A 23,018-nucleotide genomic window follows, 5' to 3' on the forward strand; every position below is an offset into this window, starting at 1 on the left:
CGGGGCAGCCGCGATGAGCGTGTCCGCGCCTTTCATCAGCCGGCCCATCGCGACCTCGCTGCTCGGCATCGCGGTGCTGCTCTGCGGCATCCTCGGCTATCTGCGCCTGCCGGTCGCGGCGCTGCCGCAGGTCGATTTCCCGACCATCCAGATCACCACGCAATTGCCGGGCGCGAACCCGGAGACGATCGCCTCGCTGGTGACCGCCCCGCTGGAACGGCAGTTCGGCCAGATCCCCGCGCTCTCGACGATGTATTCGCAGAGCTCCTTCGGGCTCAGCCAGGTCACCCTGCAATTCGAGCTCGACCGCGACATCGATGCGGCCGCGCAGGACGTGCAATCGGCGATCAATGCCGCAGGCTCGACGCTGCCGCGCACCCTGCCCTATCCGCCGACCTACGCGAAGATCAACCCGGCCGATGCGCCGATCATGGTGCTGGCGCTGACCTCGGACACCGTCTCGCTGCGCCAGCTCAGCGACCTCGCCGACACGCTGCTCTCGCCGCGCCTGTCCGAGGTCTCCGGCGTCGGCCATGTCTCGCTCGAAGGTGGCGTCAGGCCGGCGATTCGCATCCAGGCCGACCTCGCGCGGCTCGCCGCCTACGGGCTCGGCATGGAGGACCTGCGCACGGCGACCGTCGCCGCCAATGTCTCCGGCGCCAAGGGCGCGCTCGACGGCAATCATCAGGCCTACACGATCAGCGCCAACGACCAGATCGGCAGCGCGAGCGCCTATCGCGACATCGTCGTCGCCTATCGCAGCGGCGCGCCGGTCTTCCTGCGCGATGTCGCGGTGGTGCTGGAGGATCTCGAGAACAGCCGCGTCGGCGCCTGGTACAAGGGCAAGACGGCGGTCATCCTCGACGTGATGCGCCAGCCGGGCGCCAACATCGTCACCACGGTCGCCAGGGTGAAGGAGGAGATTCCGCGCCTCAAGAACGGCATGCCGGCCGGCGTCGAACTGCAGGTGGTCAGCGACCGCACCGAGACGATCCGCGCCTCGATCGCCGACGTGCAGTTCACGCTGGTGCTGGCCTGTGCGCTGGTGGTGCTGGTCGTGCTGCTCTTCCTGCGCACGGTGCGCGCTACGATCATCGCCGGCGTGGCGCTGCCGCTCTCGCTGATCGCGACCTTCGCGGTGATGTGGCTTTGCGGCTTCAGCCTCGACAATCTCTCGCTGATGGCGCTGACCATCGGCACCGGCTTCGTCGTCGACGATGCGATCGTGATGATCGAGAACATCGTGCGCAACATGGAGCAGGGCAAGAAGCCGCTCCAGGCGGCCTATGACGGCGCCCGCGAGATCGGCTTCACCGTGATCTCGCTGACGGTCTCGCTGGTCGCGGTCTTCATCCCGCTGCTGTTCATGACCGGGCTCGTCGGCCGCATGTTCCGGGAATTCGCCCTGACGCTCACCATCGCGGTCGTTGTCTCGGCCGTGGTGTCGCTGACGCTGACGCCGATGATGTGCGCGCGGCTGCTCCGCCACGATGTCGGCAAGCGCGAGAACCCGCTGATGCGGCTGGCGGAATGGCCGGTCTCGGCGATGGCCCGGCTCTATGAGGTGACGCTCGGCTGGGCCCTGAAGCTGCGCGGGCTCGTGCTGCTCGCGACCCTGGTCACGCTGGTGCTGACGGTGTGGATGTATGTCGTCATCCCCAAGGGCTTCCTGCCGAGCCAGGATACCGGCCTGCTCAATGTCGTCATGGAATCCTCGCCCGACGTCTCCTTCAACGAGATGAAGCGTTTGCAGGAGAAGGTGTCGCAGGCCTTCGAGCAGGACGGCGATGTCACCGGCGTCGTCGCGGTTCTCGGCATCGGCCAGGCCAACACCACGCTCAATACGGCCCGCCTGACGGTGACGCTGCGCCCGAAGGACGAGCGGCATGACGACGCGGTCGTGATCGCCGAGCGGCTGCGTGCGCTGGCTGCCGCGATCCCCGGCGTCGTGGCCTATGTCCAGCCGGTTCAGGACATCCAGATCACCACCCGCGCCAGTCGCTCGCAATACCAGTACACCCTGACCGGCGCCGACCAGTTGCAGGTGATGGAATGGGCCCGCAAGCTCTCGGAGGCGCTGCGGCGCGAAGCGATCGTGCGCAACGTCGCCAACGAGGCGCAGGATGGCGGGCTTCGCGCCCGCGTCGAGATCGACCGGGCCAAGGCCGGGCGGCTCGGCATCTCGATCCAGGCCGTCAACGACACGCTCTACGACGCCTTCGGCCAGCGCCAGATCGCCACGATCTACGAACAGTCGAACCAGTATCGCGTCATCCTGGAAGCGGCGCCGCAATATCTGCGCGACCCCTCCGCGCTCACCAAGCTCTACGTCACCGGCAACACCAATACCCAGGGCCAGACCAACTCCGCCGGCAGCGCGACGGTGACGCAGAACAGCGTGCAGGTGCCGCTCTCCTCCTTCACCCGGCTGATCCGCGAGACCGCACCGCTCTCCATCGCCCATCAGGAGCAGTTCCCGGCCGCGACCGTCTCGTTCGATCTGGCGCCCGGCGAGGCGCTCGGCGATGCCGTCAAGATGATCGCCGCCGTCGAACGCGAGATCGGCATGCCCAGCGCGATCTCGGGCTCCTTCAGCGCCGATGCGGCGGAGTTCAACCGCTCGCTCGCCAACCAGCCCTGGCTGATCCTCGCGGCGATCGTGACGATCTATCTCGTGCTCGGCATCCTCTACGAGAGCTATGTCCACCCCTTCACGATCCTGACGACGCTTCCTTCCGCCGGCGTCGGCGCCCTCCTCGCCTTGATCCTGACCGGCCGCGAACTCTCGATCGTGGCGCTGATCGGCATCATCCTGCTGATGGGCATCGTCAAGAAGAACGCGATCATGATGATCGACTTCGCGCTCGAGGCCGAGCGGCATGAAGGCCTCTCGCCGGAGGAAGCCATCGTCAAGGCCTGCCTGCTGCGCTTCCGGCCGATCATGATGACGACGCTGGCAGCTCTGCTCGGCGCCCTGCCGCTGGCACTGGCGACCGGCACCGGCAGCGAGTTGCGCCAGCCCCTCGGCATCACCATCGTCGGCGGCCTGCTGCTCAGCCAGCTGCTGACGCTCTACACCACCCCGGTGATCTATCTCGCGCTCGAAAAGCTGCGCCGGCGCCTCGGCGGCGGTCCCGACGGCGTCGTGCCCTATCCCGATCCGGAGGCGGCCGAATGAGCGACGCCCCCGACGAGGACAAGGGCTGGAAATCGGTGCGGGGCCTCTCCGACGCCTTCATCCTGCGCCCCGTCGGCACCACGCTGATGGCGATCGGCCTCTTCCTCGTCGGCATGGTCGCCTACATGTTCCTGCCGGTGGCGAGCCTGCCGAGCGTCGACTTCCCGACGATCCGCGTCTTCGCCAGCCGGCCCGGCGCCGATCCGGCGACGATGGCCGGCAGTGTCGCCGCCCCGCTGGAACGCAGGCTCGGCTCGATCCCCGGCGTCACCGAGATCACCTCGCGCAGCTCGCTCGGCTCGACCTCGATCGTGCTGCAATTCGACCTGACGCGGAACACCGACAGCGCCGCCCAAGACGTCCAGGCGGCGCTCAATGCCGCTGCGACCGACCTGCCCGGCGACCTGCCGACCCTGCCGCAATTCCGCAAGGCCAACCCCAATGCCGCGCCGATCCTGATCCTGGCGCTGACCTCGGACACGCTGACGCCGAGCGCGATGTATGACGCCGCCGACACCGTCATCGCCCAGCGCATCGCGCAGATCGAAGGCGTCGGCGAGGTCACCGTCGCCGGCGCCGAGCAGCCGGCGATCCGCGTGCGCGTCGATCCCGCCCAGCTTGCCGCCATGGGCCTGAGCCTCGATACGATCCGCACGGCCATCGTCAACGCCAACACCGTCTCGGCGGTCGGTTCCTTCGACGGGGGACGATTGAGCGAGACGCTCTCCGCCAACAACCAGATCCGCGAGCCCGAGGATTACGGCAATATCGTCGTGCGCTCGGCCAAAGGCACGGTGGTCCGGCTCGCCGATGTCGCAACCGTCGAGCGCGGCGTGCGCAACAGCCGCGCCGCCGGCTGGTACAATGGCAAGCCGGCGATCCTGATCACCATCACCAAGCAGGCCGACGCCAACGTCATCGACACCGTCGACCGGGTGAAGGCGCTCCTGCCCGAGGTCCAGAAATGGGTGCCCGCCGGCATCCAGTTCTCGATCATGTCGGACCGCACAGTGACGATCCGCGCCTCGATCGCGGATATCCAGCATACGCTGCTGATCTCGATTGCCCTGGTGATGCTGGTCGTCTTCCTGTTCCTGCGGCGCACGACCCTGACGGTCGCGGCGGGCGTCACCGTGCCGCTCTCGATCGCCGGCACCTTCGCGGCGATGTGGGTCGCCGGCTTCACGCTCGACAATCTCTCGCTGATGGCAGTGACGATCTCGGTCGGCTTCGTCGTCGACGACGCCATCGTCATGATCGAGAACATCGAGCGCAACGTCGCGAAGGGCATGTCGCCGCTGCGGGCCGCCCTGCTCGGCGCCGGCCAGATCGGCTTCACCGTGATCTCGATCAGCCTGTCCCTGATCGCCGCCTTCATCCCGCTCTTCTTCATGGACGGGGTGGCGGGCCGCTTCTTCCGCGAGTTCACACTGACCCTGACCTTCGCGATCCTCGTCTCGACGGTGGTCTCGCTCAGCGTCACGCCGATGGTCTGCGCGCATTTCCTGAAAGCCGGGCCGCATGCCCCCAGCCGCTTCGACCGCATCGTCGAGCGCGTGCTGTCGGGCATGACGCGCTTCTATGGCCGCACGCTCACGATCGTGCTGCGGCATAGCTGGCTCATGCTCGTCGTGATGATCGCGACGGTGGTGTTGACCGTGCAGATGTTCCGCAGCGCCCCGAAGGGCTATTTTCCGCAGGACGATACCGGCCTCGTCATCGGCTTCACCCAGGCCTCGACCGATATCTCCTTCCCGGCGATGATGCAGCTCCAGCAGCGTGGCGCCGCCATCGTCGCGGCCGACCCCGCCGTCTTCGGCGTCGCCTCCTTCATCGGCGGTGGCGGCTCGGTGAATACCGGGCGCTTCTTCGTCAGCCTCAAGCCGCTGGAGGAACGCGGCGTGAGCTCGGCCCAGGTGGTCAACCGTTTGCGCGGGCGCCTCTCCTCGATCCCCGGCCTGCGCATCTTCCTGACCCCGGTGCAGGACGTCCGCGCCGGCGGGCGGCAGGGCCGCTCGCAATACCAGTTCACCCTCTGGGATCCCGACCTGCCCGAATTGCAGGAATGGGTGCCCAAGGTGCTGGAGAAGCTGCGCACGCTGCCCGAGCTCGTCGATGTCTCGACCGATCGCGAGCAGGGCGGGCTCGAGGCGCAGGTCGTGATCGACCGCAACAAGGCCTCGCAGCTCGGCGTCGCGATCCAGGCCATCGACAACGTGCTGGCCGATGCCTTCAGCCAGCGCCAGATCTCGACGATCTACGGCGCGCGCAACCAGTACCGCGTCGTGCTCGAAGTCGCGCCCTCGCGCAGCCGCGACCCCGAGGACATCCTCGATCTCTACGTGCCCGGCCGCAACGGCAGGCAGGTGCCGCTGCGCAGCCTGGTCAAGGTCGAGCGCGGCACCGCCCCGCTCGTGATCAACCACCAGGGCCAGTTCCCGGCCGTGACGATCACCTATGACCTCGCGCCCGGCGTCGGCATCCAGGAGGCGAGCGACGCCGTCGTTGCCGCCGTCGAGGGCCTGCACATGCCGGCCTCGCTCCGGGCCGAGTTCGCGGGGGATGCCAAGGCGTTCGCGCAAGGGGCCGGCAGCCAGGGCGTGATGATCCTGGTCGCGATCCTGGCCGTCTACATCATCCTCGGCGTGCTCTACGAGAGCCTGATCCACCCGGTGACGATCCTCTCGACCCTGCCCTCGGCGGGGCTGGGCGCGCTGATCGCCCTGCGGATATCCGGCACCGACCTCACCATCATCGCCTTCATCGGCATCATCCTGCTGATCGGCATCGTCAAGAAGAACGGCATCATGATGGTCGATTTCGCCATCGCCGCCGAGCGCCAGCGCGCGATGCCCTCGCGCGAGGCGATCTTCGAGGCCTGCCTGGAACGCTTCCGGCCGATCCTGATGACGACCCTGTCGGCCATGCTCGGCGCAGTCCCGCTGATGATCGCGACCGGCCCCGGTGCGGAGCTGCGTCGCCCGCTCGGCATCACCATCGTCGGCGGGCTGATCCTGAGCCAGATCCTGACGCTCTACACCACGCCGATCATCTATCTCTGGATGAGCAAGCTCGGCGCCCGCCGCCGGGCCTCGCGGGGAACCGCCGGCGGCCCCTCCCCGGCTCAGGGCGATCCCGGCCCGGCTTGAGGTCGAGCCCGGCGCGGGCGACGTGACCGCTATCGCGCGTGAATGGCCCGCCAGATCGCCTGCGGCGTCGCCGGCATGTCGATATGGCGCACGCCATGGGGCGAAAGCGCATCGACGATCGCGTTCATCACCGAAGGCAGCGAACCGGCGCAGCCGGCCTCGCCGCAGCCCTTGGCACCCACCGGATTGGTCCGCGTCGGCACGCCTTGGCTGATGAAGGAGAAGAACGGCACGTCCGCAGCGCGCGGCATCGCGTAATCCATGTAGGACCCGGTCAGAAGCTGGCCGTTCTCGTCATAGGAGGTCATCTCGCAGATCGCCTGGCCGATGCCCTGCACGACGCCGCCATGGAGCTGTCCCTCGACGATCATCGGGTTCACCAGCACCCCGAAATCATTGACCATGACATAGCTGGCGATCTCGACATGCCCGGTTTCCGGGTCGATCTCGACCTCGGCGATATGGCAGCCATTGGGATAGGCCGAGGGTGCTGCCTTGAAGATATGGTCGACATCGAGCGTCCGCGGCAGGTCGTCTGGTAGCGCCGCGCCCGCCTGAAGCTTCCGGGCGAGCTCCATGATGCCGATCGAGCGGTCGGTTCCGGCGATGCCGAACCGGCCGTCGGCGAACTCGATATCGGCGACAGCCGCTTCGAGAAAATGCGCGCTCAGGAGCTTGCCCTTCTCGATGACGCGCTCGCTCGCCTCGATGATGGCCGAGCCGCTCGCCATGATCGATTTCGAGCCGCCGGTGCCACCGCCCGCGATCAGGCGGTCGCTGTCGCCCTGCACCAGCTTGATCCTGTCGAAGGGCACGCCGAGCTGGCTGGTCAGGACCTGCGCGAAGGGCGTCCAGTGGCCCTGCCCGTAATCGAGCGTCCCGGTGACGATGGTGACCGTCCCGTCCGGCTCGAAATGGATGCCGCCCATCTCGTTGGTCGGCGGTGCGGTGACCTCGAGATAGCAGCCGATGCCGCGGCCGCGCAGCTTGCCGGCCTTGCGGCTGGCGCGTTCGCGCGCCCGGTAGCCCTTCCAGTCGGCCGCCTCCAGCGTCCGGGCGAAGAGTGCCGGGAAGTCGCCGCTGTCATAGACCGTCCCGATCGGGGTCTTCCACGGCAGCTGGGCGGGCGCGATCAGGTTGCGCTGCCGGATGACGGCCCGGTCGATCCCCATCTCGCGGGCGGCGCTGTCGACCAGCCGCTCCATGAAGTAATTGCCCTCGGGGCGCCCGGCCCCGCGATAGGCCCCGATCGGTGCGGTATTGGTGAGCGCGCAGCGCGTCTGCACCTCGACCAGCGGGGTGCGGTACATGCCGACGCTGTTCTTGCCGATGTTCAGCGTCGCCATCATCGGGCCGGGCGGCGAGAGATAGCCACCCATATTGCCGAAGCCGGTGAAGCGCGTGGCGAGGAAGCGCCCGCGTGCATCCAGCGCGAGCTCCGCCTCGAACGCCATGTCGCGGCCGTGATGGTCGGAGACGAAGCTCTCGGAGCGCTGGTCGGCCCATTTCACCGGCTTCTTCAACAGCCGCGCCGCATGCAGCATCACGACATATTCCGGAAAGACGGCCGACTTCATGCCGAAGGAACCGCCGACATGACCGGTGACCAGGCGCATCCGCTCCTGTGGCACGCCCATCGCCGCCGCGAGGTTGTTGCGCATGCCGAAGGCGCCCTGGCTCGGGGCATGGAGCGTGTAGCGCTTCGCCTTGCGGTCATAGGTGCCGATCGCCGCGCGCGGCTCGATCGGGTTCACGACGATGCGGTTGTTGACGATCCGTACCTTGGTGACATGCGCGGCCGCCGCAAAGGCCGCGGCGACCTTGCCGGCATCGCCGAAATGATAGTCGATGACGAGATTGCCGGGGACGTCGTCGAAGAGCTGAGGCGCACCGGGCGCCAGCGCAGCCTCGGCCGATGTCGCCGCCGGCAGGATGTCGATATCGAGCGACACGGCCTCGGCCGCATCGCGGGCCTGCAACGCCGTGCGGGCGACGACCATGGCGACGGGGTCGCCGACGAAGCGCACCTTGTCTCCCGTCAGCGCGTGCCGGACCGGCTTCCTCATGGCTGTGCCGTCGCGGTTCGACAGCTCGACCTGGCATTTCAGCGCGCCATAGCCCTGGCCGTCGAGGTCGGCGGCGGTGTAGATCGCGACGACGCCCTTCATGGCCTTCGCATCGGCCGTGTCGATGCCGCGAATGATGCCATGCGCATGAGGGCTGCGGACGAAGGCCGCGTGGAGCTGGCCCTCCAGCGACAGATCGTCGGTATAGCGCCCTTCGCCGCGCACGAGGGTCGCATCCTCGTTACGCGGAAGCGACTGGCCGATCCCCGCATTGACCGCCGGACGATCGGCCTGAGAAACATGCATGTTCATCGCAAGGCACCGCAGTCGAATGAAAGCCGAAGCGGCGCCCTGAGCGGATCAGCAGGGAGCGCCTCGGCCTCGTGCGGGCACCGCCGCGTTTCAGCGGCAGGACCCGACTGCCCGCGATCATAGGCATCCTGAAGCGCATTGGCGCCTGTCTCCGCGACATAGCGCCCTTGATCCTGACGTAGCCCGGCGGCGACCGCGTGGCATCGCCGCGAGACGCTGTTCCTTTATCGATTCCGCCGGAAGTCGCCGGGGATCATCTTCGTCAGCGAACGGGCGGAGCGTATTGCAGGCCGCCCTTCGACCAGAGATTGTTGGCGCCCCGCGGAATGCCCAGCGGCGATGACGGCCCGAGATATTTCTCATAGCTCTCGCCGTAATTGCCGACCTGCTTGACGATCCGGTAGGCCCAATCCTTGGTCAGCCCGAGCCCCTCGCCGAGATTGCCGTCGACGCCGAGGAAGCGCTTGATCTCCGGATTGGCCGATTTCAATTGCTCGTCGACATTGGCCGAGGTCAGGCCCAATTCCTCGGCATTGACCATCGCGTAATGCGTCCAGCGGACGATGTTCGCCCAAGGTTCGTCGCCGCGACGAACCGCCGGCCCGAGCGGCTCCTTCGAGATCAGTTCGGGCAGGATCACGAAGTCCTGACCATTGGCGACCTTCAGGCGATAGGCGTAGAGCGCCGACGCATCGGTGGTGAAGACGTCGCAGCGGCCGGTCTCGAACGCCTTGATCGCCTCATCGCCCGAGGCGAAGCTCACCGGCTCGTATTTCAGGCCGTTCTTCTGGAAGAAGTCGGCGATGTTCAGTTCGGTCGTCGTGCCGCCCTGGACGCAGACGGTCGCACCGCCGAGATCCTTCGCGGATTTGATTCCGAGCGACTTTTTGACCATCAGCGCCTGCCCGTCGAAATAGGTGATCGCCGAGAAGGACAGGCCGAGCGTCGTGTCGCGCGACAACGACCAGGTGGTCTGGCGCGAGAGCACGTCGACCTCGCCCGATTGCACGACCGCGAAGCGATCCTTCGGGTTGAGCGAGATGTATTTGACCTTCCCGGCATCGCCCAGGACCGTCGCGGCGACGGCGCGGCAGAGATCGACATCAAGCCCGCCCCACTGCCCCTGTGCATTCGGCAGCGAGAAGCCGGGAACGCCCGGGCTCGTCCCGCAGATCAGCTCGCCGCGCTCCTTGACCTTTTCCAGCGTGCCCGCCTGTGCCGCCGCAGCCGATACCAGAACCGCCACTGCCCCGAAAACCACCTGGAATGTTTTCATCGTTCCCTCCCGATTATTCTTTAAAGGTCATAAGACTAGCCTATTGTCGACAAATGCCGCCGTCAACTGGGCGCAGGGGCGGCTTTTGCGGAAGCTCCGCCCAGCAGGCAGGGAGCTTTGCCCAGCAGGGCGATATTTTCCCGATCAGCCGCGCCGCAAGCGACTGATCGGGTTCGCGCCGCGGCTACGCTCGACAGGCAGGCATCTGATCGCTATGGGTCATAAAGCTGACTTAATAAGCCGACGCCTGTCGAAACGGGGAACATGCCATGGGCGATATGACACTTCACTGGTCGCCGCGATCGCCTTTCGTGCGGAAGGTGATGGTGGCCGCGCATGAGCTCGGCCTCGTCGATCGTTTGACGCTGCGGCGCACGGTCGTCCAGATGACGAAGCCGAACCCGGACCTGCTGCCCGACAATCCGCTGAGCAAGATCCCGACGCTGGTTCTGGCCGACGGCACGGTGCTGATCGATTCCGGCCTGATCTGCGAATATCTCGATTCGCTGGCCGGCGGCGGCGCGCTCATCCCCGCCACGGGGCCGGAGCGCTGGAGCGAGCTCAGCCGCCACGCGCTCGCCACCGGGTTTCTCGACCTGCTGATCCTATGGCGCAACGAGCGCAACAAGCCCACCGAGAAGCAGACGGCGGAGTGGCTGTCGAGTTTCGCCACCAAGGCGTCGGCCTCCCTCGCGCGCTTCGAGAGCGAAGCCGGCCCGATCGCGCCGGGGCCGCTTGCGTTATCGGGAATCGCGCTCGGCTGCTGCCTATCCTATCTCGATTTTCGCTTCGCCGATCTCGACTGGCGGGCGGGCCATCCCAGGCTCGCGCAATGGCATGACGAATTCCGTCAGCGCCCCTCCGCGATCGCCACCGAGGTCAAGGACGATGGCTGATATCCAGCGCCAAGGCCCCCTCAGCCATGTCCGGGTCCTCGATCTCAGCCGCATCATGGCCGGTCCTTGGGCGACCCAGATTCTCGCCGATCTCGGCGCCGACGTCATCAAGGTCGAACGCCCCGGCGCCGGCGACGATACCCGGGCCTGGGGGCCGCCCTATCTCAAGGACGAGGCCGGCAACCCGACCAGCGAGGCCGGCTACTACCTCTCGGTCAATCGCGGCAAGCGCTCGATCACCGTCGATATCACCAGCGCGAAGGGGCAGGATGTCGTCCGCCGGCTGGCCGCCACGAGCGATATCGTCGTCGAGAACTACAAGGTCGGGACGCTCAAGCGCTATGGCCTCGACTACGAGGCGCTCAAGGCGATCAATCCGCGCCTGATCTTCGCCTCGGTGACCGGCTTCGGGCAAAGCGGCCCTCGCAAGTCGGCGGCGGCCTATGATTTCGCGATCCAGGCCATGGGCGGCCTGATGAGCGTCACCGGCGAGCGCGAGGGCATGCCGGGCGCCGGGCCGCAGAAGGTCGGCGTTCCCATCGTCGACCTCATGACCGGCATGTATACGGCCGTCGGCGTGCTTGCGGCGCTTGTCAGACGCAACGAGACCGGCAAGGGCGATAATATCGACCTCGCCATGCTGGATGTTCAGACCGGCTTCCTCGCCAACCAGGCGATGAACTGGCTGGTCTCCGGGCGCGCCCCGGTGCGCGGCGGCAACCGCCATCCGAACATCCAGCCCCAGGACGTCTTTCCCTGCGCCGATGGCTTCATCGTGCTGGCCGTCGGCAATGACGGACAGTTCGCAAAACTCTGCGAGGCTCTGGGCGAGCCGCAATGGGCGCGCGATCCGCGCTTCATGACCAATCCGGCGCGCGTGACCAATCATGGCCTGCTCGATCCGTTGCTGCGCGTGGCTTTCGGCCGCTTCGAACGCGACGCGCTCATCGCCGCGCTCGATGCCGCCGGCGTTCCTTGCGCGCCGATCAACACGGTCCCTGAGGTGTTCGACGACCCGCAGGTCAGGCATCGCGGCATGCTGCGCCACCTGCCTCATCCCCTCGCCGGCACGGTTCCGCAGGTCGTCAGCCCGCTGAATTTCGAGAACGAACCGCTCGCGTTCGACCGTCCCCCGCCCCTGCTCGGCGAGCATACCGACGAAATCCTCCGCGACATCGGCCTGGCCGAGCAAGCTTGATGGAAGACAGAATGGATCGCCTCCACCTCCCGGCCGTCGATGAGCTGACGCCCGAGCAGCGCAAGGTCTATGACGAGGTCGTCTCCGGGCCGCGCGGGCGGCTGGTCGGACCGCTGCGAGCCGTCATCCACAGCCCGGAGCTCGCCACGCGCTGGTCCCGTCTCGGCGAGTTCCTGCGCTATTCCACGCTGCTGCCGCCGAAGCTCAACGAGCTCGCCATCATCGTCGCCGGCCGGCACTGGAACAGCCAGCTCGAATTCTACATCCATGCCGAAGCGGCGAAGGTGGCCGGCTTGGACGCCGCCAGCATCGAGGCCATCCGGCTGGGCCAGGCGCCGGTCTTCGTCGCGGACGAGGAGCGGGAGGTCTATGAATATGCCCGCCTGCTCGTGCAGACCGGCACCGTTACCGACGACGTGCATGCCGCGATCGTCGCGCGTTGGGGAGCGCGCGGCGCGGTCGAGCTCACCGGCGTGATCGGGTACTACACGATGGTGTCGATGACGCTGAACGCGCATGGAATCCCGCTGCCGGATGGAGCAGCGCCGCCCCTGCCCAGCTTGCAGGACGGGCCGACGCGCCTGCCCGCCTCCCTGCGGGTGGCCGAGGACATCAGCCGTGACTGAAACGGTCGCACCGAGATCGCATCGCGCCCCCGGCTGGACGCTGCCGGCCGGAGCCTGCGACTGCCACGCGCATGTCTTCGGGCCCTATGAGCGCTTCCCTGTCTCGCACCGGATGCATTACGCGCCGCCGCTGGCTCCGGCGGCAGCGCATCGCGACATGCTGGAGCGCGTCGGCCTGTCCCATGGCGTGCTCGTCCAGCCCGGCGCCTATGGCGAAGACCCCGCGCCGATCCTCGACGCCTTGGCACGCGACAAAAGGAGCCTGCGCGGCATCGCCGCCGCGAGCGAGCGGGTGCCGCAGCCCGATCTCGATGCCTGGCACGCTGCGGGCATCCGGGGCTTGCGTTTCAACGACATGACGGTGCCCGGCGGAACCGGACCCTTCCCGGGCTCGGTCGGCACCGAGGCTCTAGCCGCCATGGCTCCCGGCATGCGCGCGAGGGGCTGGCACGCGGAAATCTGGGCCGGGATCGATCGGCATGTCGCGAACCTGCCGCTCTACCGGGCCAGTGGCCTCCCGATCGTGCTGGACCATATGGCGGGCCTGCAGATCGCGCGCGGGCCGGGCGATCCGTCGTTCAGGACGATCCTCGACGCGCTTCGGGAAGGCTGGCTCTGGATCAAGCTCGTCCTGTGCCGCTGCTCTCAGGATTTTCCGGATTATGCCGATACGCGACCGTTCCATGATGCGCTGATCCAGGCCAATCCCGAGCGGATGATCTGGGGCTCGGACTGGCCGCATCTTCGCCTGGCCGAGCGCGCTCCCGATGTCGGGCATCTGCTCGACCTGTTCGCCGAATGGGTTCCGGATGTCGGGCTTCGCCAGCAGATCCTCGTCGACAATCCCCGCAAGCTCTACGGGTTCTGATGCCGGCCTGAGGCTGGCTTGATACGGAGTTTGAGATGACCAACACCCCCGAAACCCTGACCGTCAGCGTCAGCGATTTCGTCGCGACGGTGACGATCGACCGCCCTCCGGTGAACGCACAGAACCGCCAGTTCCGGGAGGAGATCGTCGCCGTCTTCGACAGCCTCAGCGACCGCGCCGATGTCCGCGCGATCGTGCTGACCGGCGCCGGGAAAACCTTCTCGGCCGGCGCAGACCTGAAGGAGCGGCCCGGGTTGGCGGAGGAGCCGGGCGCCTATCCCCGCCACAATCGCCTCGTGCGGGCGTCCTTCGATACCGTGATGGAGTGCTCCAAGCCCGTCATAGCCGCAGTCAATGGCGCGGCGATCGGCGCCGGCTGCGTGCTCGCGCTTTGTTGCGACATCATTCTTGTGGCGGAGGAGGCTTTCTTCGCGATGACCGAAGTCGATGTCGGGCTGGCCGGCGGCGTCAGCCATGTCAGGCGGTTCTTCCGGGAATCCGATGCCCGCATGCTGATCTATACGGCGCGCCGGGTGCGCGGTTCGGAGCTCTACCGCATGGGCGTCGCCTCGAACTGCGTACCCGTCGACCGCCTGCTCGGACTGGCCCAGGAGATCGCGCGCGAGATCGCATCGAAAAGCCCTTCCGCCGTCCAGGCGGCCAAGCGGTCGTTCAATGTCACCGAGGGCCTCGAACTGCGCGACGGTTACCGCTTCGAGCAGTCGCAGACCGTGGCTCTGGCCTCGTCGGAGGATACCAAGGAGGCGCAGCGCGCCTTTGCCGAAAAGCGCAAGCCGGTCTTCGGGGACCGCTAGATGGACTCCGCTGAAGCCGTCGCCGTGCACCATCCGTCCGATGGCGTCGCGGTCATCACGCTGAACCGGCCGGAGCGCCGCAATGCGCTGAACCTCGATATCAAGGGGCGCATCGCCGACGCGGTGCTGCAACTTGAAGCCGATGCCAGCGTCCGCGTCATCGTCCTGACCGGTGCGGGCGGCTATTTCATCGCCGGCACCGATATCGCCGAGATGGAGCCGATGAACCCGGCCCGGCATCAGGCGCTCGCGACCGACCGGATGTTCACGGTGCTGCGCCGCTGCCCGAAGATCCTGATCGCCGCCGTCGAAGGCTACGCGCTGGGCGGCGGCTGCGAGACGGCACTGTGCTGCGACATGATCGTCGCCGGCGAAGGCGCCCGCTTCGGCCAGCCGGAAATCCGCGTCGGCATCATGCCCGGCGCCGGCGGCACGCAGCGCCTGCTGCGGGCCATCGGCAAGTACCGCACCATGAAGCTCGTCCTGACAGGCGAGCCGCTGACCGCGACCGAGGCCTTCCAGGCGGGCCTGCTCTCGGAGATCGTGCCTGACGGCAATGCTCTCGACCGAGCCCTGGCCATCGCCAGGACCGTGGCCGCGATGCCGCCGCTCGCCGTCCAGGCGATCAAGGAGGTCGTTCAGCTCGGACAGGACGTGTCCCTGGAAACGGCGCTGGCGCTGGAGCGCAAGGCCTTCGTCCAGTTGTTCGACACGCAGGACCAGAAGGAAGGAATGCGTGCCTTTCTGGAAAAGCGTCCGCCCCGGTTCAAGGGAAGCTGAAGCCTATCGCAGCTTGACGTCGAATTTGACGACATCCCCGCGATAGATACCCTTTGCATCGAGCACGAGCACGCCATCCTGGTCCAGGGCCTGCCGGTGCACGAAGGCGACCGGGGAATCCAGGGAAATCCCGAGTGTCTCGCTGGTCTCGATATCCGCCGTGCCGATGGTCAGGGTCTGGCGTGCATCCGCGATCTCGACGCCCTCGACTTCGGAGATCAGGCGCAGGGCCGTCTTCGATTCCAGATCGCGCGGGGCGATGCGATCGCGGAGTCTTTCGTCGATATGGAGATCGGCCAGAAGAAAGGGTTGCCCGTGCCGCCAATGACGGCGCCGGACGTGGCGATAGGTGGGGGCAAGCGTCCCGATCTGCTCTTCGAAGGCATGGAGGACCCTGTCGGGCTCGTCATGGAGGATCTCGATCGTCGCGTCATAGCTCGGGCGCAGCAGGCCCGACCAGTCCGTCCCGACCGCGCACCACAAATTCTCCGCCGGTCGCTTGCGCACGAATGTGCCGCGCGCGCGGTAGCGTTCGATCAGCTGGTCGTCTTCGAGCAGGTCCAGCGCCTGACGGATCGTCGCCCGCGCCACACCGCATTCGGTGGCGAGCTCGTCGACGGTCGGGATCTGCGCCCCGACCTGCCATTGCCCGGCCTCGATCCGGCGCCGGAACAGCGTCGCGAGCTGGTGATAGCGGGAAATGCCGGACCGTTTGAAATCCAACGGCTTCGAAGAAACGCTGCGGACGATCATGCGGCTCCCGATCAGACTTGCGACGATCAGCAGGGTATCGCAACAACCGGCGGTTGACGAGCGGAAGGCGCATCATTAATCCAATGAACTAGATTATTGTCCTTTTCGTCGATCGCCCCTGCGCCGCCTGCGCACGCCGATCGCAGATTGCCGCCACGCCGCTGGGACGGATCACCATGCAGAACGTCGTCGACATCTCCGGCCAAGGCCTGATCCCGGCAGGAATCGTTCAGGTCGCCCGGTCCGGGGCGCGGGTGGCCCTCACACGCGAGGCGGTCGAACGCATCGGCCGCGCTCGCGAGGTCATCGACGAGGTCGTCCGCAAGGGCGAGAAGATCTACGGCGTCACCAGCAGCGTCGGGGCCAAGACCGGCACGATGCTGGCTCCAGACAAGATTCCCGAATTCAATCGCCGCCTGCTCCTGACCCATAATATGGGGCACGGGCCCCTCGCCTCGCACGAGACCGTGCGGGCCATGATGGTCGTGCTGCTCAACAGCATGGCGAGCGGCTATCTCGGCGTCAGGCCGATGATGGCCGAAAGGCTGGTCGAGGCCCTGAACACGGATAGGCGGATCGATGTCCATCTCTGGGGCTCGATGGGCCAAAGCGACATGTCGCCCATCGCCGACCTCGCGCTGGAACTCTACAAGGATCATGAATTCGCAGCCGGCGAGGCGCTCGCCCTGCTGAATTCCAGCGCGCTGTCGATTGGCACCGCGGCCCTCGCCTTCCACGATCTCGAGCGCATGCTCGATCTCGCCACGCTGGCCGGTGCGTTCAGCATGGAGGGTTTTGCGGCCAATCCGTCGATCGTCTCGGAAGCCGCGCTGAACTCGCGTCCCTTCGACGGCGTGCTGCGCCACGGCCGCGCGATCCGGGCATATCTCGATGGCAGCTATCTGATGCGAGCCGGCGGGCCGCGCCATCTCCAGGATCCGCTGAGCTTCCGTTCGCTGCCGCTGATCCATGGAACGGCCGCCGACAGCCTCGCCTTCGCCGGAAGGCAACTCGCGATCGAGCTCGGCGCGAGTCAGAACAACCCCATCGTCGCAATCGAGCAGCGCCAGCTGGTCTCCGTCGCCAATTTCGACATGGTGGCGCTCGCGATGGCGCTCGACATCGCCCGGCTCGCCATGGTGCCGGTCGTGACCAGCTCGACGGAGCGGCTGGCCAAGCAGGCGGATTCATTCTGGTCGGGCTTGAGCGTCGGCCTGATCGAGGAGGATGGCGTCGGCCTGCCGGGTTTCAACGGCCTCGCGCAGTTTCACAAATCCATCACCTCGGAGGCGCGGCTTCTCGGCGCCCCTGTCGTCAGCGAGCTCGCGAGTTCGAGCCATTCGAACGGCAATCTCGATCGAGCGAGCATGGCGGGTCTCGCGGCGCGCCGGACGGCGGAGATGGCAACGCTCTGCCGCTCGATCTTCGGGATGGAATTGATGGTGGCGGCCCAGGCCGTCGAGATGCGGAAGGCCCGTCCGCTCGGCACTGTCACCGGCCGATTGTTCGCCTTCGTTCGCGAGGGCGTCCCCTATGCCGGCGCGGGACAGCGCGTGCCCCATGCCGGGACCTTCCTCGATCACCTCACCGCGAACGAAGCCGAGATCGATCGCCTCATCGAAGCCGGCATGGCGACGGCCCGCTAGGGCCTGCTTCCTTTTCGGGCTTCCACTAAGCCGCACCGCGCCGGAGCGTGTTGACAGCTCTTGTATCCTGGATACCATTCTCCCGATCTTGGAGAAACCGATGGACCAAGTGCTCGAATGGCGCAGCCAGTCGCGCCTTCTCGATGAAGTGGCGCAGGCACTGCGGGAGCGAATCTATGCCGGGGTCTACGCGCCCGGTGCGACGCTCCGGCAGGAGCGAATCGCCACCGAATTCGGGATCAGCCGGACGCCGCTGCGCGAGGCGTTTCGCGTTCTGGAGCGTGACGGGCTGGTCGTGAACAAGCCGGGCAGCGGCGTCAGGGTCGCGACCGCCGATCTGCCCAAGCTGCTGGACGCCTATGCCGTGCGTGAGGCGATGGACGGCGTCGCGGCCCGCCATGCCGCCGAGCGCGCGACACCGGCCGAGATCGAGCAGCTCGTCAGGCTGGTCGATCTCCAGAAGCAGCAGATCGCGGACTGGAATCCGAGCGCCTATTCCCAATCCAATGTCGATTTTCACCTGGCGATCATCAGCGCGGCCAGAAACACGTCGCTGCTCACCCTCGTGCCGCTTCTGCACCTGACGTCCCAGGTGTTCGCGCCGGCCTTCGCGCTGTCGAGCGAGCGGGCGGGCGCTGCTGTGGCCGAGCACAGCGAAATTCTCGACGCGATCACGACGCGCAAACCTGACGAGGCCGAGCGCGTTGCGCGAGCCCACATCCACGCAACGGCTGTCCGCCTCAAGGCGCAGCTTGCCTGACGACAACCCCATATCGAGGCCTGACGTGAAGACCTACCGCAATTTCATCGCGAACGAATGGCGCGACGCCGTGGACGGCGAGCATATCGACGTCCGCAACCCCTCGACCGGCGAGGTCCTAGCGAAGCTGGCGCGCGGCAGGCGCGAGGATGTCGATCTGGCGGTCGTTGCCGCCCGGCAGGCGCTGTCCGGCGAATGGGGCCGCCTGACCGCGACCGAGCGCGGGCGCATCCTCAGCCGGATCGGGGCCGGCGTGCTCCGCAATATCGAGCTCCTGACCGAGATCGAGGCGCGCGATGTCGGCAAGCCATTGACGCAGGCGCGGGCCGACGTCGTCGCGCTGGCACGCTATCTCGAGTTCTACGGCGCCTCCGCCGACAAGGTGCATGGCGACACCATTCCCTATCAGAACGGCTTCACCGTCCTGACGCTCTACGAGCCGCATGGCGTCACCGGGCACATCATCCCGTGGAACTATCCCATGCAGATCCTCGGCCGCAGCCTCGGCGCCGCTCTGGCCATGGGCAATGCCGCCGTCGTCAAGCCGGCCGAGGAAGCCTGCCTGACCATCCTCGAATTCGCGCGGATCGCGCAGGAGGAAGGCCTGCCGGCCGGCGCGCTGAACATCGTCACCGGCTTCGGCACGGAGGCCGGCGCGGCGCTCTCCGCGCACACGGACATCAACCACATCTCCTTCACCGGCTCGGCCCGCACGGGCGAGATGGTGCAGACGGCCGCGGCGAAGAATGCCGTGCCGGTGACGCTCGAACTCGGCGGCAAATCGGCCCAGGTCGTCTTCGCCGATGCCGATCTCGATCGCGCCGTGCCCTTCCTCGTCAATGCCGGCATCCAGAATGCCGGCCAGACCTGCTCGGCCTCGTCGCGCATTCTGGTCGAGCGCTCGATCTACGAAGATGTCATCGCCCGCATGAGCGAAAAGTACCGGGCTCTCAAGGTCGGTCCGGCCGAGGCCGATCTCTCGGTCGGCCCGGTCGTATCGCAGCGCCAGAAGGCGATCATCGAGGATTTCCTCGGCGTCGCCCGGAAGGACGGCCTGACGGTCGCGGCACAAGGGACCATCGTTCCGGACGCACCGGCGGACGGCGCCTATGTCGCGCCGACCCTGCTGCGCGATGTCCCGCCCGATCACCGGCTGGCGCAGGAGGAGATCTTCGGCCCCGTGCAGGTCATCATGCCCTTCGACAGCGAGGAAGAGGCGCTCGCGCTCGCCAACGGCACGCCCTACGGGCTGGTCTGCGGCATCTGGACCGGCGATGGCGGCAGGCAGCTGCGCATGGCGCGCGCCGCGCAGGCCGGGCAGGTCTTCATCAACAATTACGGCGCCGGCGGCGGTGTCGAACTGCCCTTCGGCGGCGTCAAGAAATCCGGCCATGGTCGCGAGAAGGGTTTCGAGGCCCTCTACGGTTTCGCCAGCATGAAGACGATCTCGATCTTTCACGGCTAGGGTAGTCCCGCGGGGCTCCACCTCGCGGAGAACTGGATATGACGAGAGCCGCCGTATGACCGAACTTGCCGACCTGACCGCCGTCGCTCTCGTCGAAGCCTATCGCGCCCGCAGGCTTTCGCCTGTCGAGGTGATCGACGCCGTCATCGCCCGCATCGATGCGTGGGAGCCGCAGCTCAATGCGCTCTGGGCCTATGATCCGGAGGCGGCACGCGCGAGCGCACGGCAGTCCGAGGCGCGCTGGATGAAGGGCGAACCGCTCGGCGCGATCGACGGCGTGCCCGTCACGATCAAGGAGAACATCGCGACGAAGGGGACGCCGGTGCCGCTCGGCACCGCGGCCACGACGCTCGTGCCGGCGGCGGCCGATGCGCCCCCTGCGGCTCGCACGCGGGAAGCGGGCGGCGTCATCCTCGCCAAGACGACGATGCCCGATTACGGCATGCTGTCATCCGGCCTGTCGAGCTTCCACAAGCTGGCGCGCAATCCCTGGGACCTCTCGACCAATCCCGGTGGGTCCAGTGCTGGTGCCGGCGTGGCCGCTGCCGCCGGCTACGGCCCTTTGCATATCGGCACGGATATCGGCGGCTCGATCCGCCTGCCCGCCGGCTGGTGCGGCCTCGTCGGCCTGAAGCCGTCCGCCGGACGCCTGCCGATCGACCCGCCCTTCATCGGGCGCGCCGCCGGGCCGATGACGCGCACGGTGGCCGATACCGCGCTCTACATGTCGGTGCTGACCAGGCCGGACCGTCGCGACACGATGGCCCTGCCCTATCAGGAGATCGACTGGCTCAACCTCGCTGGCCCGGTGAAGGGCCTGAAGATCGGCCTGTGGCTGGAGGCGGGCTTCGGCCAGAGCGTCGGCGACGAGACGCTCGCGGCCGTGCAAGGTGCTGCCGCGCTATTCGCCGATGCCGGCGCGACCATCGTGCCGATCGCCCCGTTCCTGACCCGCACCATGATCGACGGGCTCGACCGCTTCTGGCGCGCGCGCGGCTATGAGGACGTCTCGCGCCTCCCGCCGGAGCAGCAGGCAAAAATCCTGCCCTATATCTTCAACTGGATCGTGACCGCCAGGGACTTCTCGGGCGGCGATGTCTATACCGGCTTCGCCCAGATCGACGCGATGCGCTACGCTCTCCACGGCGCGCTCGAGGACGTTGATTTCATCATCTCGCCGACAGCGCCGGAACCGTCCTATCCGGCGGAATGGGCTTCGCCGCTGAACGACCCGCAGCGGCCCTTCGAGCATATCGCCTTCACGGTCTCGGCCAATATGGGCGGCCAGCCGGCGGTGTCGATCAATTGCGGCTATTCCGGCGGCGGCCTGCCGATCGGCCTCCAGATCATCGGCCAGTCCTTCGACGATATCGGCGTCATGCGTCTTGCCCATGCCTTCGAGGAGATGCGCGCGCCGGCAAGGCCCTGGCCGACGCTGCCGTAACGCATCGCCCGCTACGCAGCCGCGACGAACCGGGTAGGCCCGCCTCAGGCGGCCCCGGCCGCTGCGAAGGCCTGCCCGACGATCCGCCGCGCATCCTCCTGGATCGCGGCGAGATGTGCCTCATCCCGGAAGCTCTCGGCGTAGATCTTGTAGACCTCCTCGGTGCCCGACGGGCGCGCCGCGAACCAGCCATCCGCCGCCGTGACCTTGACACCGCCGATCGCTGCGCCGTTGCCAGGAGCGTTGCTCAGGATCGCCGTGATCGGCTGGCCTGCGAGCTCCTTCGTCGCGATCTGCTCGGCCGACAGGTTCTTGAGAACCGCCTTCTGGCTCGCGCTCGCCGGCGCATCGACTCGTACATAGCGCGGTTCGCCGAGCTCGGCCGTCAGCTTGCCATAGAGCACGCCGGGGTCGCTGCCGGTCTTGGCGGTGATCTCGGCTGCGAGCAGGCCCAGGATGATCCCGTCCTTGTCGGTGGTCCAGGCCGTGCCGTCCATGCGCAGGAAGGAGGCACCGGCGCTCTCTTCGCCGGCAAAGCCGAAGGCGCCCGAGATCAGCCCCTCGACGAACCACTTGAAGCCGACGGGCACCTCGACGAGCCGCCGCCCGAGTTTCTTCGCGACGCGGTCGATGATCGCGCTCGACACCGCCGTCTTGCCGATCGCCGCGTCCGCGCGCCAGCCCGGCCGGTTGGCGAAGAGATAGGCGCTCGCCGCCGCGAGATAATGGTTCGGGTTCATCAGCCCGCTACTGCGCGTAACGATGCCGTGCCGGTCGGCATCGGTGTCGTTGGCGAAGGCGACGTCGAAGCGGTCGCGCATGCCGATCAGGCTCGCCATCGCATAAGGCGAGGAGCAGTCCATCCGGATCTTGCCGTCCCAGTCGGCGGTCATGAAGCCGAAGGCCGGGTCGACCTCCTGGCTGACGATCGTCGCGTTCAGGCCGTAGCGATCGATGATCGGCTGGTAGTAATCGAGCCCGGCTCCGCCGAGCGGATCGATGCCGATCACGACGCCGGCTTGCCGGATCGCCTCCATGTCGACGACGCTGGCGAGGTCGGACACATAGCCGGTGATGTAGTCGTGCCGGTGGACATGCTCGCTCTTCAGCGCCTTCTCATAGGGCATGCGCAGGACCCCTGCGAGCTTGTCGGCGAGGAAGGCGTTGGCCCGCTTCTCGATCCAGCCGGTGGCGTCGGTATCGGCCGGCCCGCCATGGGGCGGGTTGTATTTCAGGCCGCCATCGGCCGGCGGGTTATGCGAGGGCGAAATCACGACGCCATCGGCGAGCCCGGCGGTCCGGCCGCGATTATGCGCGATGATGGCATGCGAGATCACCGGGGTCGGCGTGAAGCCGAGCTTCTCGTCGATGATCGTGGCGACGCCATTGGCCGCGAAGACCTCCAGCACCGTCTCGAAGGCATTGCGCGAGAGCGCATGCGTGTCGATGCCGAGGAAGAGCGGCCCGTCGATCCCCTGCTCGCGGCGATAGAGGCAGAGCGCTTGCGCGATCGCGAGGATATGCGCCTCGTTGAACGAGCGCAGAAGGGCCGAGCCGCGATGGCCGGATGTGCCGAACGCGACCTGCTGCGAACGCTGCGAGGGGTCGGGCTCATCGTAATAGGCTTTGGTGAGGGCCGCCACGTCGACGAGTTGGCCGGGCTCGAGCCGCTTGCCGGCCAGGGGACTCACGGTATCGCTCATGTAGGCTCTCGTTCTAGGCAAGGCAGGATCCGACACCCCTTATAGACGCCGGCATGAACAGAGTTGCAACGGAATGCGACAGG

Annotated in this window: 16 protein-coding genes; 12 read left to right on the plus strand and 4 right to left on the minus strand. The window is 67.1% G+C overall.

The features are described 5' to 3' along the window. Window positions 1-13 precede the first annotated feature (13 nt). Together ACWIEX_RS17025 and ACWIEX_RS17030 are read left to right on the plus strand one after the other, a co-directional pair. Window positions 14-3,178: an efflux RND transporter permease subunit gene (locus ACWIEX_RS17025; RefSeq protein WP_454034175.1), complete on the plus strand. Its 3,165-nt coding sequence runs from the start codon at window positions 14-16 to the stop codon at window positions 3,176-3,178. After that, a complete protein-coding gene (locus tag ACWIEX_RS17030; protein ID WP_454034176.1) occupies window positions 3,175-6,327 on the plus strand; it encodes an efflux RND transporter permease subunit in 3,153 nt (1,050 codons plus the stop codon). The genes ACWIEX_RS17025 and ACWIEX_RS17030 overlap by 4 nt, the downstream gene beginning before the upstream one ends. 29 nt (window positions 6,328-6,356) lie before the next feature. Here ACWIEX_RS17030 and ACWIEX_RS17035 read toward each other — a convergent pair whose 3' ends face one another. Continuing rightward, complete coding sequence (locus ACWIEX_RS17035; RefSeq protein WP_454034177.1) at window positions 6,357-8,705, minus strand: xanthine dehydrogenase family protein molybdopterin-binding subunit; 2,349 nt, start codon at window positions 8,703-8,705, stop codon at window positions 6,357-6,359. A gap of 262 nt (window positions 8,706-8,967) precedes the next feature. Beyond that, a complete protein-coding gene (locus ACWIEX_RS17040) occupies window positions 8,968-9,981 on the minus strand; it encodes an amino acid ABC transporter substrate-binding protein (RefSeq protein WP_454034178.1) in 1,014 nt (337 codons plus the stop codon). A gap of 269 nt (window positions 9,982-10,250) precedes the next feature. Here ACWIEX_RS17040 and ACWIEX_RS17045 point away from each other — a divergent pair, with 269 nt between their 5' ends. The 6 genes from ACWIEX_RS17045 to ACWIEX_RS17070 are packed head-to-tail and all read left to right on the plus strand — an operon-like array spanning window position 10,251 to window position 15,164. Beyond that, on the plus strand, window positions 10,251-10,877 hold the full coding sequence (locus ACWIEX_RS17045; RefSeq protein ID WP_454034179.1) for a glutathione S-transferase family protein: 627 nt from the start codon (window positions 10,251-10,253) through the stop codon (window positions 10,875-10,877). Beyond that, on the plus strand, window positions 10,870-12,075 hold the full coding sequence (locus tag ACWIEX_RS17050) for a CaiB/BaiF CoA transferase family protein (protein ID WP_454034180.1): 1,206 nt from the start codon (window positions 10,870-10,872) through the stop codon (window positions 12,073-12,075). The genes ACWIEX_RS17045 and ACWIEX_RS17050 overlap by 8 nt, the downstream gene beginning before the upstream one ends. Before the next feature lie 11 nt (window positions 12,076-12,086). Further along, window positions 12,087-12,701 carry a carboxymuconolactone decarboxylase family protein gene (locus tag ACWIEX_RS17055; protein ID WP_454034181.1) on the plus strand — a complete coding sequence of 205 codons (615 nt, stop codon included), beginning with the start codon at window positions 12,087-12,089 and terminating at the stop codon, window positions 12,699-12,701. Next, window positions 12,694-13,569 carry an amidohydrolase family protein gene (locus tag ACWIEX_RS17060; RefSeq protein WP_454034182.1) on the plus strand — a complete coding sequence of 292 codons (876 nt, stop codon included), beginning with the start codon at window positions 12,694-12,696 and terminating at the stop codon, window positions 13,567-13,569. The genes ACWIEX_RS17055 and ACWIEX_RS17060 overlap by 8 nt, the downstream gene beginning before the upstream one ends. A 35-nt stretch (window positions 13,570-13,604) precedes the next feature. Next, the gene (locus ACWIEX_RS17065) at window positions 13,605-14,384 is read left to right on the plus strand and encodes an enoyl-CoA hydratase/isomerase family protein (RefSeq protein WP_454034183.1); all 780 of its coding nucleotides are present in this window, start codon (window positions 13,605-13,607) and stop codon (window positions 14,382-14,384) included. Further along, complete coding sequence (locus ACWIEX_RS17070) at window positions 14,385-15,164, plus strand: enoyl-CoA hydratase-related protein (protein ID WP_454034184.1); 780 nt, start codon at window positions 14,385-14,387, stop codon at window positions 15,162-15,164. 3 nt (window positions 15,165-15,167) lie between these two features. Here ACWIEX_RS17070 and ACWIEX_RS17075 read toward each other — a convergent pair whose 3' ends face one another. Next, window positions 15,168-15,887: a GntR family transcriptional regulator gene (locus ACWIEX_RS17075; RefSeq protein ID WP_454034185.1), complete on the minus strand. Its 720-nt coding sequence runs from the start codon at window positions 15,885-15,887 to the stop codon at window positions 15,168-15,170. Window positions 15,888-16,093: 206 nt separating this feature from the next. On the opposite strand from ACWIEX_RS17075, the gene ACWIEX_RS17080 reads away from it, so the two are divergent. The 4 genes from ACWIEX_RS17080 to ACWIEX_RS17095 all read left to right on the plus strand — a co-directional run bounded on the left by ACWIEX_RS17080 (window position 16,094) and on the right by ACWIEX_RS17095 (window position 21,232). Then, window positions 16,094-17,563, plus strand: coding sequence for an aromatic amino acid lyase (locus ACWIEX_RS17080; RefSeq protein ID WP_454034186.1), 1,470 nt, complete (start codon window positions 16,094-16,096; stop codon window positions 17,561-17,563). 100 nt (window positions 17,564-17,663) lie between these two features. Continuing rightward, window positions 17,664-18,323 carry a GntR family transcriptional regulator gene (locus tag ACWIEX_RS17085; RefSeq protein WP_454034187.1) on the plus strand — a complete coding sequence of 220 codons (660 nt, stop codon included), beginning with the start codon at window positions 17,664-17,666 and terminating at the stop codon, window positions 18,321-18,323. A gap of 25 nt (window positions 18,324-18,348) precedes the next feature. Beyond that, window positions 18,349-19,788, plus strand: a complete 1,440-nt coding sequence (locus ACWIEX_RS17090) for an aldehyde dehydrogenase family protein (protein WP_454034188.1) — start codon at window positions 18,349-18,351, stop codon at window positions 19,786-19,788. A 55-nt stretch (window positions 19,789-19,843) separates the two neighbouring features. After that, window positions 19,844-21,232, plus strand: coding sequence for an amidase (locus ACWIEX_RS17095; protein WP_454034189.1), 1,389 nt, complete (start codon window positions 19,844-19,846; stop codon window positions 21,230-21,232). Window positions 21,233-21,276: 44 nt separating this feature from the next. Here the strand turns inward: ACWIEX_RS17095 and pgm are convergent, their stop codons facing one another. Further along, window positions 21,277-22,935 carry a phosphoglucomutase (alpha-D-glucose-1,6-bisphosphate-dependent) gene (gene pgm, locus ACWIEX_RS17100; protein WP_454034190.1) on the minus strand — a complete coding sequence of 553 codons (1,659 nt, stop codon included), beginning with the start codon at window positions 22,933-22,935 and terminating at the stop codon, window positions 21,277-21,279. Window positions 22,936-23,018: the final 83 nt, after the last annotated feature.

Source organism: Allobosea sp. NPDC055353 (genome assembly GCF_053644975.1).

Excerpts from the sequence above, each read along its gene's own strand:
- ACWIEX_RS17025 (WP_454034175.1), top strand. The coding sequence starts at position 14 with ATGAGCGTGTCCGCGCCTTTCATCAGCCGGCCCATCGCGACCTCGCTG.
- ACWIEX_RS17030 (WP_454034176.1), top strand. The coding sequence starts at position 3,175 with ATGAGCGACGCCCCCGACGAGGACAAGGGCTGGAAATCGGTGCGGGGC.
- ACWIEX_RS17035 (WP_454034177.1), bottom strand. The coding sequence starts at position 8,705 with ATGAACATGCATGTTTCTCAGGCCGATCGTCCGGCGGTCAATGCGGGG.
- ACWIEX_RS17040 (WP_454034178.1), bottom strand. The coding sequence starts at position 9,981 with ATGAAAACATTCCAGGTGGTTTTCGGGGCAGTGGCGGTTCTGGTATCG.
- ACWIEX_RS17045 (WP_454034179.1), top strand. The coding sequence starts at position 10,251 with ATGGGCGATATGACACTTCACTGGTCGCCGCGATCGCCTTTCGTGCGG.
- ACWIEX_RS17050 (WP_454034180.1), top strand. The coding sequence starts at position 10,870 with ATGGCTGATATCCAGCGCCAAGGCCCCCTCAGCCATGTCCGGGTCCTC.
- ACWIEX_RS17055 (WP_454034181.1), top strand. The coding sequence starts at position 12,087 with ATGGATCGCCTCCACCTCCCGGCCGTCGATGAGCTGACGCCCGAGCAG.
- ACWIEX_RS17065 (WP_454034183.1), top strand. The coding sequence starts at position 13,605 with ATGACCAACACCCCCGAAACCCTGACCGTCAGCGTCAGCGATTTCGTC.
- ACWIEX_RS17070 (WP_454034184.1), top strand. The coding sequence starts at position 14,385 with ATGGACTCCGCTGAAGCCGTCGCCGTGCACCATCCGTCCGATGGCGTC.
- ACWIEX_RS17080 (WP_454034186.1), top strand. The coding sequence starts at position 16,094 with ATGCAGAACGTCGTCGACATCTCCGGCCAAGGCCTGATCCCGGCAGGA.
- ACWIEX_RS17085 (WP_454034187.1), top strand. The coding sequence starts at position 17,664 with ATGGACCAAGTGCTCGAATGGCGCAGCCAGTCGCGCCTTCTCGATGAA.
- ACWIEX_RS17095 (WP_454034189.1), top strand. The coding sequence starts at position 19,844 with ATGACCGAACTTGCCGACCTGACCGCCGTCGCTCTCGTCGAAGCCTAT.
- pgm (WP_454034190.1), bottom strand. The coding sequence starts at position 22,935 with ATGAGCGATACCGTGAGTCCCCTGGCCGGCAAGCGGCTCGAGCCCGGC.